Annotated in this window: 14 protein-coding genes; 10 read left to right on the top strand and 4 right to left on the bottom strand. The window is 49.4% G+C overall.

The genetic code is table 11. The features are described from left to right. The first annotated feature begins 10 nt into the window (after positions 1-10). Entirely contained in the window at positions 11-1,381 is a 1,371-nt protein-coding gene (locus ACRJJO_RS11910; RefSeq protein ID WP_431065952.1) for a cyclic nucleotide-binding domain-containing protein, read from the top strand. A gap of 80 nt (positions 1,382-1,461) precedes the next feature. On the opposite strand, the gene rpmG is transcribed toward ACRJJO_RS11910, so the two are convergent. Next, positions 1,462-1,617: a 50S ribosomal protein L33 gene (gene rpmG / locus ACRJJO_RS11905; protein ID WP_014150284.1), complete on the bottom strand. Its 156-nt coding sequence runs from the start codon at positions 1,615-1,617 to the stop codon at positions 1,462-1,464. A gap of 11 nt (positions 1,618-1,628) precedes the next feature. Next, positions 1,629-1,865, bottom strand: coding sequence for a 50S ribosomal protein L28 (rpmB, locus tag ACRJJO_RS11900; RefSeq protein WP_014150285.1), 237 nt, complete (start codon positions 1,863-1,865; stop codon positions 1,629-1,631). Positions 1,866-2,186: 321 nt separating this feature from the next. Between rpmB and gshB the strand changes: the two genes are divergently transcribed. From gshB to ACRJJO_RS11855, 9 genes are all read left to right on the top strand, one after another. Beyond that, a complete protein-coding gene (gshB, locus tag ACRJJO_RS11895; RefSeq protein WP_431065951.1) occupies positions 2,187-3,134 on the top strand; it encodes a glutathione synthase in 948 nt (315 codons plus the stop codon). Positions 3,135-3,536: 402 nt separating this feature from the next. Beyond that, positions 3,537-4,418: a TonB family protein gene (locus ACRJJO_RS11890; protein ID WP_431065950.1), complete on the top strand. Its 882-nt coding sequence runs from the start codon at positions 3,537-3,539 to the stop codon at positions 4,416-4,418. 185 nt (positions 4,419-4,603) lie between these two features. Then, on the top strand, positions 4,604-5,167 hold the full coding sequence (locus ACRJJO_RS11885) for a YqgE/AlgH family protein (protein ID WP_431065984.1): 564 nt from the start codon (positions 4,604-4,606) through the stop codon (positions 5,165-5,167). Beyond that, positions 5,160-5,606, top strand: a complete 447-nt coding sequence (gene ruvX / locus ACRJJO_RS11880; protein ID WP_404358454.1) for a Holliday junction resolvase RuvX — start codon at positions 5,160-5,162, stop codon at positions 5,604-5,606. The genes ACRJJO_RS11885 and ruvX overlap by 8 nt, the downstream gene beginning before the upstream one ends. Positions 5,607-5,614: 8 nt before the next feature. Then, a complete protein-coding gene (pyrR, locus tag ACRJJO_RS11875; protein WP_431065949.1) occupies positions 5,615-6,133 on the top strand; it encodes a bifunctional pyr operon transcriptional regulator/uracil phosphoribosyltransferase PyrR in 519 nt (172 codons plus the stop codon). 3 nt (positions 6,134-6,136) lie between these two features. After that, entirely contained in the window at positions 6,137-7,099 is a 963-nt protein-coding gene (locus ACRJJO_RS11870) for an aspartate carbamoyltransferase catalytic subunit (protein ID WP_404358450.1), read from the top strand. After that, a complete protein-coding gene (locus tag ACRJJO_RS11865; protein ID WP_431065948.1) occupies positions 7,099-8,388 on the top strand; it encodes a dihydroorotase in 1,290 nt (429 codons plus the stop codon). The genes ACRJJO_RS11870 and ACRJJO_RS11865 overlap by 1 nt, the downstream gene beginning before the upstream one ends. After that, a complete protein-coding gene (locus ACRJJO_RS11860; protein ID WP_431065947.1) occupies positions 8,381-8,683 on the top strand; it encodes a c-type cytochrome in 303 nt (100 codons plus the stop codon). Before ACRJJO_RS11865 ends, ACRJJO_RS11860 begins: the two co-directional genes overlap by 8 nt. Positions 8,684-8,687: 4 nt before the next feature. Further along, positions 8,688-9,416, top strand: a complete 729-nt coding sequence (locus tag ACRJJO_RS11855) for a TIGR00730 family Rossman fold protein (protein ID WP_431065946.1) — start codon at positions 8,688-8,690, stop codon at positions 9,414-9,416. A gap of 167 nt (positions 9,417-9,583) precedes the next feature. Here the strand turns inward: ACRJJO_RS11855 and ACRJJO_RS11850 are convergent, their stop codons facing one another. Further along, positions 9,584-11,155: an FAD-binding oxidoreductase gene (locus tag ACRJJO_RS11850; protein WP_431065945.1), complete on the bottom strand. Its 1,572-nt coding sequence runs from the start codon at positions 11,153-11,155 to the stop codon at positions 9,584-9,586. A 969-nt stretch (positions 11,156-12,124) separates the two neighbouring features. After that, a complete protein-coding gene (locus tag ACRJJO_RS11845) occupies positions 12,125-14,140 on the bottom strand; it encodes a hypothetical protein (protein ID WP_431065944.1) in 2,016 nt (671 codons plus the stop codon). Positions 14,141-14,159: the final 19 nt, after the last annotated feature.

Below are 14,159 nucleotides of genomic sequence, written 5' to 3'. Positions count from 1 at the left end.
ATGAATTTGAATGGCTGTAGATATCAGCTCCGCAGACGCACAAGCAATTCGTAAACTTGTTCCACTATCCACTCTGCCCGGACCTCATTTCGAAGCATTGTGCGCCGAAATCACCATCGAAACGGCAGAGCGCGATTCGGTATTATTCAAAAAAGGGGACACGGAGGCGGACTTATTTTATTTATTGAGCGGCCAAGTTTCCTTGCAGTCTCAAGGCCTAGAAGTCGAAATAATTGACGCGGAAAGCGAATCGGCCCGCTTCGCCTTAGCTCATCAATTACCCAGAAAAATCGATGCCGTGGCCTGCAACAGCATTCGTTATTTAAGATTGCCCACGGAAACACTGAATTATTTATCGTCGCTTAGTTATGAAGAGGAAAGTAGTTACATGGTTATAGTCGAACCGGAAGACAACTCTGATGACTGGATGACAACTTTATTGAAGTCTCCTATCTTCCAAAGATTGCCGCCGGCCAACCTACAAAAAATAATAATAAGTCTCGAAGAGGTCGTCTTTGAGAAAGGCGAAGCCGTTTTCCATCAAGGCGATCCGGGCGATTATTATTATTTGATCAAATCCGGCCAGTGCTTGCTGACTCGCAAGCCTTCCGAAAATGCCAAGGAGATCAAGCTAGCGCTCCTAAGAACGAGCGATACGTTCGGAGAAGACTCTCTCTTATCGGATAAACCCAGGAATGTCACGATTACAGCCATCAGCAAGCTGTCTTTGTTACGTCTTTCCAAGCAGCATTTTATAACGCTAATTAAAGAACCTGCGCTGAAATATATCGATTTCGAGCAAATGCGGCAAGAGCAAGCCAATGGAGCTCTATTGCTGGACGTGCGCTCTACCGAAGATTATAACCAATTCCATTTGAACGACAGTATTAGCGCGCCGTTTTTTACTCTGCGAATGCAATTGAAAACGCTCAATCGCGCCCGCTCCGTCGTGGTCGTTTGCGGTAATGGCAAGACAAGCGAGGCGGCTGCTTTTTTATTGCTCCGCAATAAATTCAAGGCGCTTATTTTGGAAGGCGGCATGCAAAAGGTCTCGCCTGAACTTAAAAATACGGCGGCTCTATTCACGATCGACGATGGTTTTGAAACCACTTTTCGCAATAGCGAAAGCTCGGAAGTCGCCCCAGATAAAGAAGACGCTCAGACCGTGACGCATAAAACGAATCCCGCTGACGAAGTATTACTCGAGCAAGTCGAACGGCTAAAAGCGCAAAACGAGGCCCTATCGGATAGAAATCAGGAGCTTACTGAAAGATGCAAACAGCTGGAAGCTGCCAAGGAAGATGCAATCAAGCAATACCGAATATTATTCAAGCAAACGGAAAAGCTGAAAGAAGTTTTGGATAAACTGAAAAAACAATGATTACGGCGTTAGACGAAAAAGCCACGGCGCTGTATGCGTAACCGCGGCTTTCCGGGCAACGAAAGAAGTGTCGTCAAAAATTATTTGATTTTAGCTTCTTTGTACATCACATGCTTGCGAACAACAGGATCGAATTTTTTGATCTCCATTTTCTCAGGCATAGTGCGTTTGTTTTTTGTCGTGGTATAAAAATGTCCGGTGCCTTCAGATGAAACGAGTTTGATTTTATCGCGCATGGTTGATCCCCTTATGCCTTAATGCCTTGTTTACGCAAATCGGCCAAAACGGCATCGATGCCTCTTTTGTCGATAACGCGCATGCCTTTCGTGGAAACACGCAGGCGAACCCAGCGATTCTCGCTTTCCACCCAAAAACGATGGTGTTGTAGATTGGGGCAGAAACGTCTTCTGGTTTTATTGTTTGCGTGCGATACATTATTACCGGTTACGGGACGTTTTCCTGTAACCTGACAGACTCTGGACATGATTAACCTCTTTGTTTGCCATTATTCAAAAATTAGCCCGCTTTTATACCAAAATTTAGCCGTCAGGTAAACCTTTTACTCCTATCCGAACGAAAAACGATTGTTCAATAAAAGCTGGCATTTCACTTCTTTTGGGTTTTTCGTGACTATGATGGAGCATTCGTAAACCGAAAAGTAGATAGATTTGCATGTGACATAGATCATTGAAGCCTCATTACCATCGCATGACAAGCTAAAACATTCTTTCCCAAGGCTTCTGAAACCGCTATAGTTGACGACTTATTGCCACCCCTTTTTAATTTCGGATTATTGAGAGTTTTTATGTCTATAAAATTCGGCATGGTCATGGACCCGATCGATCGCATTAACATCAAGAAAGATACAAGCTTTGCAATGCTTCTTGAAGCTCAAAGCAGGGGATGGGAATTGCATTATATGGAACTTAACGATCTTTATATGCGGAACGGACGCGCCTATGCGCGTACCCGTTTATTGGAAGTTCAAAGAAAACCGGAGCGTTGGCATCGATTTTCCAGTGAACAGGATATCGCGCTGGATCAACTCGATGTCATCATGATGCGCAAAGACCCGCCTTTCGATCAAGAATACATCTATGCGACTTATCTGCTCGAGCGAGCCGAAACCTTAGGCACTTATGTCATCAATAAACCTCAATCCTTGCGTGACGCCAATGAAAAACTGTTTACCGCATGGTTTCCGCAATGCTGCGCGGAAACCTTGGTGGCCCGCGAGCCGAAACGGATTCGCGATTTTTTGGCGGAACAAGGCGAGATTATTTTAAAACCGCTGGACGGTATGGGTGGTACGTCGATTTTTCATTTGCGCAAGGACGATCCGAATTTAAGTGTCATTTTGGAAACCATGACGCAATACAATTGTCGGTATGTAATGGCGCAAAAGTATCTACCCGAAATAAAAAACGGCGATAAGCGTATTCTGATCGTAGACGGCGAGCCGGTACCTTACGCGCTGGCCAGAATTCCGGCTCAAGGAGAAACTCGTGGCAACCTAGCTGCCGGCGGGAATGCGGAAGGCCGTGTGCTTACCGCTCGAGATTCTTGGATTGCCAAACAAATCGGGCCGACCTTGCGTGAAAAAGGTTTAATTTTTGTCGGCCTCGACGTCATCGGCGATTATCTAACCGAAATCAACGTAACTAGCCCGACTTGCGTACAAGAACTGGATAAACAATTCGGACTGAACATTGCCGGCCAGTTGATGGACCATATTGAATTAAAGCTTCGCTGAATTTCTCGAAAGTTTATCGAGCTCATTTTCGACACTGGCGCGGGACGGGTTATTCAACCCGCCCCGAACGTTTCGGTTTGCTTTGGGTAGGGTCGAAACGAGCAAGACTGGGTGACCAGCCCCGTCCCGCATAGATACTTCCTTTAAAATTAAGTTTGTAGCACGAAGCATGCAGCCCGGATGGAGCGTAGCGGAATATGGGAATGGCGTGGCTTCGAACTTCCCGGATTGTGTTGCGCTCCATCCGGGCTACGCTGCTTAGACGGTTTTTCGATCAAAAGGGAGTAGCTTGATGCGTATAGGTTGCAAACCCATCCTGCATAGAGACTTCCTTTAAGTTAAAGTTTATAGTTTAATGAAAACAAGTACAGTTTCCGTTTAGTCTTTAGCAATCAAGAGATTATGACAACATCAAGAGCTTTCTTGGGCGGAGTTTCCAACACATCGGAAAATGATGCCTTAATGATCACCCTATTTATTGCCGCTATACTGCATATTATGGTTATCCTAGGCATTAATTTTTCAATGCCTAAACAAGAAGAGACTCATCGTGCAATTGAAATCACGTTAGCCACGACGCCGGCACATAAGGCTCCTAAAAAGGCGAGCTTTTTGGCTCAGGAAAATCAAATCGGCGCCGGTAAACAAAAAACCAAACCAACCCCGCCTAAACAAAAGCTGCCTAGCCGCGGGACCTTGCCTAACAAGCAACCGCAAAGCAAACCGGTTCAACGTCAAGCCGCAGCCCCCAAAAAAATAATCAGCACGATTCGCCCCGCCGAAACAAAAGCACCTCCCGTACCGGTTAAAGCCCCGGTTCAACCGCAAAGCAAACCGGTTCCGAAAATTACCGCCGCAGCTTTGCAACAACAAATTGCGCAACTGGGAACGGAAGTTCGGCAACAGCAACTCAGCGCCGATATCAGCAAAATCAAGCATGTCAATGCGGTGAGCACTCATAAATATGTTGCTTCGCAATATGAGATGGACTGGAAAAAAAAGGTGGAAGCGACCGGTAACCTTAATTATCCTGAAGTCGCACGCAAAAAAAACTTTTTCGGCACGTTGACGATGGAAGTCGGCATCAATCCGGACGGTACGATATATAATATTCGAATTAAACGTCCTTCAGGCAATGCAGCCTTAGACGAAGCCGCCAAAAGAATCGTTCGTTTAAGCGCGCCGTTTCCGCCATTGCCTCAAGAATTGCTCAAGGAATTGGATGTATTAGTGATTACCCGGGTTTGGAAGTTTTCGGACGAATCGGGAATGTCAGCACGTTAACCCAGCTTTAACATTTACTGAGCATAAGTTTTTGAATATTATAACAAAACCAATGTTACGGCACTACAAGCCCATTTAGGCGCGTTTTTTAATCCTTATGATTCAATAACATAATCCGTATACACTACATTTGTTAAAGCTGGGTTAACTCATTAACTCGCATATCCATGAACACACTTACCGATATGACCGATACGACTTATTTAAACAATCAATTTCTGATCGCGATGCCCAATCTGACCGATCCGGGTTTTTTTCATACCGTGACCTACTTATGTCAGCATAACGCCGATGGCGCATTAGGTATTGTGATCAATCGGCAGATCGACATGAAGCTGGGCGACATCTTCAAACAAATGCAAATTAACGTGACCTTCCCCACCGCTGCGGAAGCTCCGGTATTTTTCGGCGGGCCGGTACAACAGGAACGCGGTTTTGTGATTCACAACCCATGCGGAAGATGGGATTCCTCGATCTCGATATCGGATGAAATCTCGCTAACCACGTCGCGCGATATTCTCGAAGCCATCGCGATCGGCGAAGGCCCCGAGCAATATCTAGTTGCCTTGGGCTATGCCGGCTGGGGCGAAGGCCAATTGGAACAAGAAATTGTCAATAATGCTTGGCTGAACACGCCTAGCGGCAATGACATCATCTTCAATACGCCGGTCAATCAACGCTGGCAGGCCGCTGCTCATCAAATCGGCATCGACATCAATCAATTAACCGCGCCGGCAGGACATGGCTAAACACGACCCGCTAGCTCCTCGCAATCACGATACCTACCTCGGTTTCGATTTCGGTAATAAAAAAATCGGCGTGGCGGTTGGACAAACCACGACCGGAACGGCCAATGCCTTATCGACTTTACGCTCGGTTAATCAAGCACCGGACTGGACGGCTATCGGCCGGCTTATTCAAGAATGGCAACCGGCGGGCTTAGTCGTCGGTATTTCCCGGCAGAGCGATGGCCAGGATAATCCGATTACCCCGCGTATGCTCAAATTTTGCCGGCAATTGGAAGGACGCTTTCAACTACCGGTTTTTCAGCAGGATGAAACCCTGACGACTTTTGAAGCCAAACAAATGCTATATGATGACGTGCGAGTCAGCGCCGGCAAGCTCTGGGAAGTGCAAGACAGGCTTGCCGCCCAGCTCATATTACAAACATGGCTCAATACTCAATAACCCGACATATGACCCATCAACAACTCGATATTACTGAATTATTGACTCGGCTGGAATCGGCTATCGGGAATATAATTACTACCAGAAAGCTTGAAAATCCTTTGATGATCGGCATTCGCACCGGCGGCGTCTGGATTGCCGAACGTCTCCATCAACGCCTGGGTTTGACAGAGCCTTTAGGGCTATTGGATATCACGTTTTACCGCGACGATTTTTCGCAAATCGGTGTGCATCCGAATGTCAAGCCGAGCGCCTTGCCGAATACGATCGAGGGCCGCGATATTATTCTGGTCGACGATGTCTTTTACACCGGACGAACGATTCGTGCAGCGCTCAATGAAATCTTCGATTACGGCCGACCTAATCAAGTCGTGTTGGCGGTATTGATCGAGCGCGACGGGCGGCAAATTCCGTTGCGCCCGGACTGTATCGGCTCATCGATTTGTCTTGACGCCAATCAACGCATCAAATTAACCGGCCCGGACCCTTTGGGCATCGATATTCAAACTCTTGACGTAGCGGCTTAAGGCATGAGTCACAATTTACAATTAAACGCCGAAGGTAAATTGAAGCACTTTTTGACGATTGATGGACTCGACAAAGCGCTGTTGACCGAAATTCTCGATACTGCCGAATCGTTTGCCGAGATGTCGGGGCATCATGTAAAAAAAGTTCCCTTATTGCGGGGTAAGACCATCGTTAATCTGTTTTTCGAAAACAGCACGCGCACCCGAACGACCTTCGAACTCGCGGCCAAGCGACTCTCGGCCGATGTCATCAGCATGAATATCGCGACTTCGGCCACCTCGAAAGGCGAAAGCCTACTCGATACGATCCGCAATCTGGAAGCAATGTTTGTCGATATGTTTGTCGTACGTCACGGGACCAGCGGCGCCGCGCATTTTATCGCCGAACATACCGCGCCGCATATTAGCGTGATCAATGCCGGCGACGGTCGGCACAGTCATCCGACTCAGGCAATGCTGGATATGTTCACGATTCGGCAGTTCAAGCCGGATTTCAGCACATTGAGAGTCGCGATCATAGGCGACATTCTGCATTCCAGAGTTGCACGCTCGCAAATTCTGGCACTCAATACCTTGGGTGCGGCCGAAGTTCGGGTTATCGCACCGAAAACCTTGCTCCCCGCCTATGTCGAAACGCTCGGCGTCACGGTCTGTCATAACTTGACCGAAGGACTCAAAGACATCGATGTCATCATCATGCTGCGTTTACAAAAAGAGCGCATGACCTCGGCTCTGCTACCCAGCGAAAGCGAGTACTTCAAATGTTTCGGTTTGACGCCTGAAAAACTGGAAATCGCCAAGCCCGATGCGATCGTGATGCACCCGGGGCCGATCAATCGCGGCGTCGAAATAGATACCCGCGTTGCCGACGGTCCGCAATCAGTTATATTACGGCAAGTCAGTAACGGTATCGCGATACGTATGGCTGTCATGTCGATGGCGATGCAAACTCAAGGAGCGACCTGATGAAAAGAATTCTGATTGAACAAGGACGCGTGATCGATCCAGCCTACTCGATCGATCGAACCGGTCCGGTTTATGTTGCCGACGGCAAAATCCTTGCCTTATTCGAAAAACCCGACGGCTTTGAGGCCGATAGCGTCATCGACGCTTCCGGTCAAATTGTCTGCCCCGGCTTTATCGATATTAGCACTCGCTTGCGTCAACCGGGCCAAAGCCATAAAGCCACTTTTCAAACCGAAACAAAGGCGGCTGCGGCCGGCGGCATTACGACCTTAATTTTACAACCCGATACACGGCCGGTCATCGATACGCCGGCAATTACCGAATTGGTCAAAGAATTGGCCGAAAACTCCAATTACCGGCAAATCCTGCCAATCGGCGCGCTGACGCGAAACCTTGAAGGCCAAGAGCTCAGTTCGATGTTGGCGCTACAGGAGGCCGGCTGCATAGCAGTCGGCAACGGCGGCAAACCCATAAGCAATCTACTGGTATTGAGGCGCGCAATGGAATATGCCGCCAGTCATGATTTATTGTTAATCTACCGGCCCAATGAGCAAAGCCTGAGCAATGAAGGTTGCGCGCATGAGGGGGCATTTTCGACCCGCTACGGCTTGCCCGGCATACCCGAAACCGCCGAAACGATCGCGTTGTCGCAATGTCTCGAACTAGCCGAACTGACCGGGTGTCGCGTGCATTTCGGACAAATCAGTTGCCGCCGTTCGGTGATCAAAATCCAGCAGGCCCAAAAATACGGATTATCGGTCAGTGCCGATATCGCGGCGCATCAGTTGCATCTGACCGAAAACGACATGAAGCCTTTCGATAGCGTTTACCATGTTTTACCCCCGTTACGGAGCGAGCAGGATAAACTTTTTCTAAGAAAGGCATTGATGCAAGGCACTATCGGCACGCTGTGTTCGGATCACCAACCGCACGACCTCGATGCTAAATTAGGCGCGTTTCCGGAAACCGAACCCGGTATATCGGCGCTTGAAACGTTATTGCCGCTAATGCTGAAACTGGTCGATGAAAAATTGATTACCCTCTCCCAAGGCATTGCCGCGTTAACGCAAACCCCCGCCAAGGTGCTGAGATTGGAAAGCGGTACATTGACACCAGGGAAATCCGCCGATATTTGCATATTCGACCCCGACCGTCGATGGCAAGTCGACCGTTCGACTTGGTATAGCAAAGGTATCAATACGCCTTATTGGGGAGAACAATTAACCGGCCGCGTCAGCGCCACATTGCAATCCGGTAAAATTATTTATCAAGGAGTGTTTCATGATTAAGATCCTGCTCGTTTCGGCCTTTTTTTTATTAGCGGCTTGTTCGCGCGACTATACGCCGGCGTCCTCGGCGAACGGCGAAAGCATCTTCAAAGAAGCCTGTGCGGAATGCCATCAACCCAAAGACCCGGCAGTCCCGCAAGTCGTTTTCTCACTCAACGAGAAAAATGCTAATGAAAGGTATATCACTCACAAAGTGCAGGGCGGCTCGCTGATGATGCCCAAGTTCCCGAATATCACCGGTAGCAAAATGCGCTCGCTCAGTACTTACGTGCTCAATCATAGCGTAGCCAAATAAAGCGATGAAAACCCCAAACAAGCAACACGATACCGCCAGCATCATCGATGATGTCAAAGGCGATCAATCTTGGCGAATCTTTAGGATCATTAGCGAATTTACCGAAGGTTTCGACCGGTTATCCGGTTTAAGCGATGCGATTTCTATTTTCGGTTCCGCGCGCATACAACCGGATCATCATTATTATTTGAAAACAGTCGAAATTGCCGAATTACTCGGCCAGCATAATTTCGCGGTTATCAGCGGCGGCGGTCCCGGAATCATGGAGGCCGCAAACAAGGGGGCAAAATCCCAAAAACCGCCCGCGATCGGCTTGAATATCGAATTGCCTATGGAGCAACACCCGAATCCTTATCAGGATATCTCGCTGAATTTTCGCTACTTCTTCGTCAGAAAAGTCATGTTCGTGCGCCATTCGATGGGCTATGTTTGCATGCCGGGCGGATTCGGCACGCTCGATGAGTTTTTCGAATCGCTGACCTTGATGCAGACGCATAAAATTTATCCGTTGCCTTTAGTGTTATTCGGTAGCGATTATTGGCAAGGTTTAATGGATTGGGTGCGGACGACGATGATCGAATACGGTACGATTTCGGAAGAAGACCTCAATTTCATCACGCTAACCGACGATCCGCAGAAAGTCGTCGATATCATGGTCAGGCACCGCGAATGGAAAAATCAACAGCGAAGACAAAGCTTAGGGTCCAATAGTATCGACTATAGGTACAGTTGACCGCGCGAAGCGCATAGCCTTTGCTTTTAGCAGCAGCGGGGCGGATTATTCAACTCACATCCGCTCTTTCCCAAGCTCTCCGGCGTGGGCAAGAGCGTGATGTGGGTTGGCCTTTTTTAGCTTGAAGCGCATGGGTGCAAACTTCGTCCTGTCATGTTTGCATATCATTATCTCGCCTTTTCCAGTTTCCTCATTTCGACCGGTGCAACCCTGCCTTTCGAGGAAACTTTATCGTAGACTTCATCGAAGGCTTGTCGGCAGTAGGGCAAATGCTCCCGTATCCGATCGTAACTGCTATGATCGAACATGCTTCTAAAATCTTCTCGGTTCATGAAGGTTCTCGCATAGAGTGCTTGATAACCATGATGTTCGATCACGAATTTTTCCAACAACGGGAGGGCTTCGGCATTATCGAAACCGCTCTTCGCCGGCGTACCGTAAGCGCCGATGTCGACATAGAGCTCGTCAATTTCGCCATTCTCAGCCTGATAAGGCTGCACAAATCCGCCTTGCCCGCCGTTGTCTTTGATCGCCATCGGCGATAGCCACAAAGGGTATAGATTGAAATGTTTATCGAAATAATCGATGGACGTTTCCAGAAAACGCATCGGCACCAGCATATCCTGAACGACATGATATTTTTCCCTTAGCCGCTGAGTAGTTTGTGTTTCGGTATACTTCAATAACTCGATCCGGGGCGGCAAAGCCCAGCCCAACAAAGCCCTGAAAATAGGATGATTGCCGAAGGGTATGATTTCCTCCATCGCCCAAAAATAACTGCGCGTGTGGCGATGGTAATAATCCCGCACCGGCAGATATTCGACGCCTTCCTTATTGCTCTGCAGATAGCCTTGAACATGCTTAAAAAACCAAGACTTATACCACTTTCCGATGGCATTCAAATGGCCGTCCTGTCCGACGGCATCGGCGAATTTACCGGTCATGATCACCGCCTCGTCGCGCCCATAGACCAAAGCTTCGACGAAATCGTTGTTTTCGGTATCGCGCGAGGCTTGCTCGAACACCCGTACTAGATGATCCAAGCTATGAACAGGCTGGTAATGAACCCTGACAAATTTTTTGACCGGGATGATTTTCAACTCAGCAGCCACCAGAAAACCCAGTGTGCCATGACTCCACGGAACTTGATAAAAAAGCTCGGGATTTTTCGACGCGCTGCATTTGACCAACTTACCTTCCGCCGTCACGATTTCGATGGCTTCGCAAATATGCTGAAACAAGCCGTATTTATGGCTGCTGGTTTCGACGCCGAAGCCCATGATCAAACCGCCTACCGTTAGGCTGTCCAATTCCGGCACCACCGGTAGGGTCCAGCCTTGCGAGATCAACGTTCGCGAGAGCTGACCCATGCTAACGAGCGGCTCTACCCGGACAATACTGCGCTGCGCGTCGATTTCCAAAACATCGTACAGTCCGATATCGATCTTACGATGAGACAATTTGTACTTGGGCACCAGTTCGCTCATGGTTTTCCAGCCCGACCGTGCCGTACACAGTTTTTGCTGGGCTCCTTGTGCTTTCCAATCTTCAATTTGCCGAATGACCTCGGCAACGCGGGTATCGTGTTTTGCCGGGGCGCTGCTGAGGCGAAATGACAACCAATTGCGAAATCCGGAATAGGCGCCGTAAACAGCCGAAATCGGCAACAAAAAAACGGTGGCGAATTGCCCCCGGTAATGGGTCAATAGGTGTTCGAAAACGGTATCGATTTTGATCATAGGGTTAACTGGAATCCAAAATATAAAAACATCAAAGCGTTCATCGCTTGACTCTGCGTCGATCCGGCGACATGCACAGCAAGTCAAAAATCTCAATTTTAGCTTTGTTGACCACGAATAGCGAACGTCATTCGGTGAAACTGCTTGATACTATCGCGGTCAGTGGGCCTGGTCTGCAGGGACGCATGCTCGATATGAATCGATATTCCTTATGTCGTCAGCTAAGGTCGGTGAAATTGACAACGAAAATAATACCGCCTAAAGTCGGTTGCAATTTTATAGACAGGTTTATTTGTCTGGATTGTTGGTTAATGGCAAGTTATCGCAAGCAATAGGCAATAGGGGGCAGGTGTTCGCAGTAACAGTAATTTAGCTAGCGGGTTAAAGTTCCGCCCAAGGAGTTGTCCATACGCCTTGGTAGTACGCAGGAGCGGCGTTTGAGCAATCAAGGGTCGTGAGTTCCTAAACGGCAAAGATGCAGGCCGTAACGCAAGTGAACCTAGATGTAGTCTCGTAAACTTAATGCGGTTGCCGACTTCGTGCCTGTAATAGGGAAGGCCGTTGTGCGGGTATGTGGAGAATGGAAGCCATGCTCGCGAACCGTCGGGGTAGCAGGGTTGGCATGTATCGGCAGTTAACTTACCCAGTGCTGGAGATCCATAACAATGACGGGGAGGCCGTCGACTACTGCGTATAAGGTAACGAAATCGCAGTAGATTGTTATGGAAGTCGGAGGGGCGAATAGTACCGATTGAAGACAATGACAACATAACCTTGTTCGAGGGAAGGCGCCCTACTTTGTTCACGCAACTGAAGAGTGGAGGAAAAGGGGATTGCCATGTTGCTACTACCCCCTGAGAAAATCAGGACACTACAGAGGAAGCTAGTTAGATCAATAAGACTCGAATGTCAAATGTAAGGCCTGACCCTATGTCCCCTGACCCTATGTCTTCCAATCTCGCATGCTCTCTAGTATTGCGATGCGCTGGCTTGTATGGGATCGGCAGGCAGGCGGTTGGCGCCCCAACTCTGGTAAATATGATTTTTGACTCTGTTGAGTTCCTCGGCGCTCACCTGGGCCAACTCGCCCCTTTCCAAAGGGTCGTAATGGAAAATGTATAGCCGGGAAGCGAATTGTTCGAAAGGCAGTGACGCCTCGCCAAAACGTTCACCATTGCCCGAGGTGTCAACCTTTACTCCATTGCCCCAGTTCTGGCCGCTGTCATTATTGGGATTGTAGAAATAGACACGCATCTCCTCTTTGGGGTCCAGCGCTACTCGCAGGATGGTGATGGCGTGCCAGCCTACAAATCGCCCCGCGCTGTCGGTAACGGCAATACCGGCGGGTTGAGGGTGGATCAGCGGTTGATTGCCGTTGTAGTAGGGGTGGTAGCTGGCATAAAAGTGGCGCAGAAAATCTTCTAGCTGGTCCAGCTTTCCGGTTTTCACATCCACATTGATGCGAAAGCCCCGGCCCGACCACCAGCCATGAAACTCTGGGTTAATCCAGCGGTGTGGATCGCCTTCCCGTTCACTGCAGCGCCGCCCCATTTCCGCATATATGCGATCCAGGTGCGGTACCACCAGAAGTGAAACCGGATCCAGATCCAAGGGAAGTTCCTGGGCAACCCCGGAAACACTTTCCCGCGAGGAAATCGGTTGCCCCTCAAAGTGAATAATGATTTCGTCGTCTCGGGCGGCCCAGACCACCATTTGCAGCATATAATCAGGGTCGTTGTAGGCCCACATGGAGAGGGCTCGAGCCGATTGGCAGGTGGGGTTATTGCCTTGTCCGACCCCCAGGGGTAGGCCCAGCATACAGAGTACGCCCTGCATCAACCAGGCTCGAGCCGTGGGTTCGGGGCCAAAGGCCTGTATCAGGCGCTGTTCACAGTGAGATGAAATGGGTAATGACAGTTGGCGCCAGAGTGCCGGTGCCACAGGAGGTTGATACAAAACCCCTCGCTCCAGAAGCAATGCGAGGCCGTAAATGGCTTGGGCCGTTTGGGAATACACAGTTTCATTGATCATAGCGCGCACCAGATCACCATAACAGAGCAGGCAATCGCGGCCAGTACTGGACAATCCTAGGGCCTCGGAAAGCAGGTGGTCGCCGTGTTCCTGCAGGTAACGCAACAGTACGGCGTGATAAGGCGAAACCAGGCCGGTATCGTGCATGGCCCGGGCAAAACCGGTGGCCTCGTACTGAAGAGCGCTGGAATCCATACTACTCAAGCGCTGACGGTAAACTTCGACGCCGGGATCCTCCCGGCATGCCTGGGTGGCGCCATAAAGGCTGCTGATCAACCGATCCGCGCCCTGACCGCTGATTCCGAGGTCGATATCCGGGTTGGCCTGACAGATGGCAATCTGGGTAATCATCTGTTTTACGCTATCCACCTGTATAGGCCGCTGTTGCAGAATGCGCCAAATCTCTTCAATCAGTTTATCGATCACATGCTCGAAGCCGATGCGCTCGGCTAAGTGACGAAACAATTTTCGGGGCAGCAGAGACAGTTTGCCCTGCTGTTCCCGTTCGGCCTCACTGGGGTTTGCAAAGAGGAAGCCTAGATTGATGGCCATTACCTGAGTTAGATAGTGATGCGCCTGTTCTAGGGACATGCTGGGGTGAAGGTAATCACCCATGGCAATAGCGAGTAGGCGCAGCTCATTCAAGGCCTCAACCACCACCGTGTCGGAATTGGAGCTTTTGAGCGAGTGGCTGGTCAAGCTGGCAATCAGAAGCTGGGGCTCGTCCCAATCCGAGCCTAAAAACACCCCCGCTTCCTCAATCTGCTGAGCACGGGCCTCAACTCTGGCACACCCGCCCTCCAGCAGCATCAGTAGTCGCGCCGTGTCGAAAACCCGGCGAATGCGAGTGATTTTTGCAAAGTCACTGACTTCGGCCTGGGCTTGTAGTGCCTTGTCTAGTTTTTCCGACAAGTTGTCTAGCCTGGCAATATCGAGCGTGTCAGAATCAGTCAAGCTGCCTCCTTATAATCGT

Origin of the sequence: Methylotuvimicrobium sp., assembly GCF_050611805.1 — a bacterium.
Taxonomy (GTDB): Bacteria; Pseudomonadota; Gammaproteobacteria; order Methylococcales; family Methylomonadaceae; genus Methylotuvimicrobium.
Note: the sequence above shows the minus strand (reverse complement) of the source record. Positions and strands in the feature narration are given on the sequence as shown.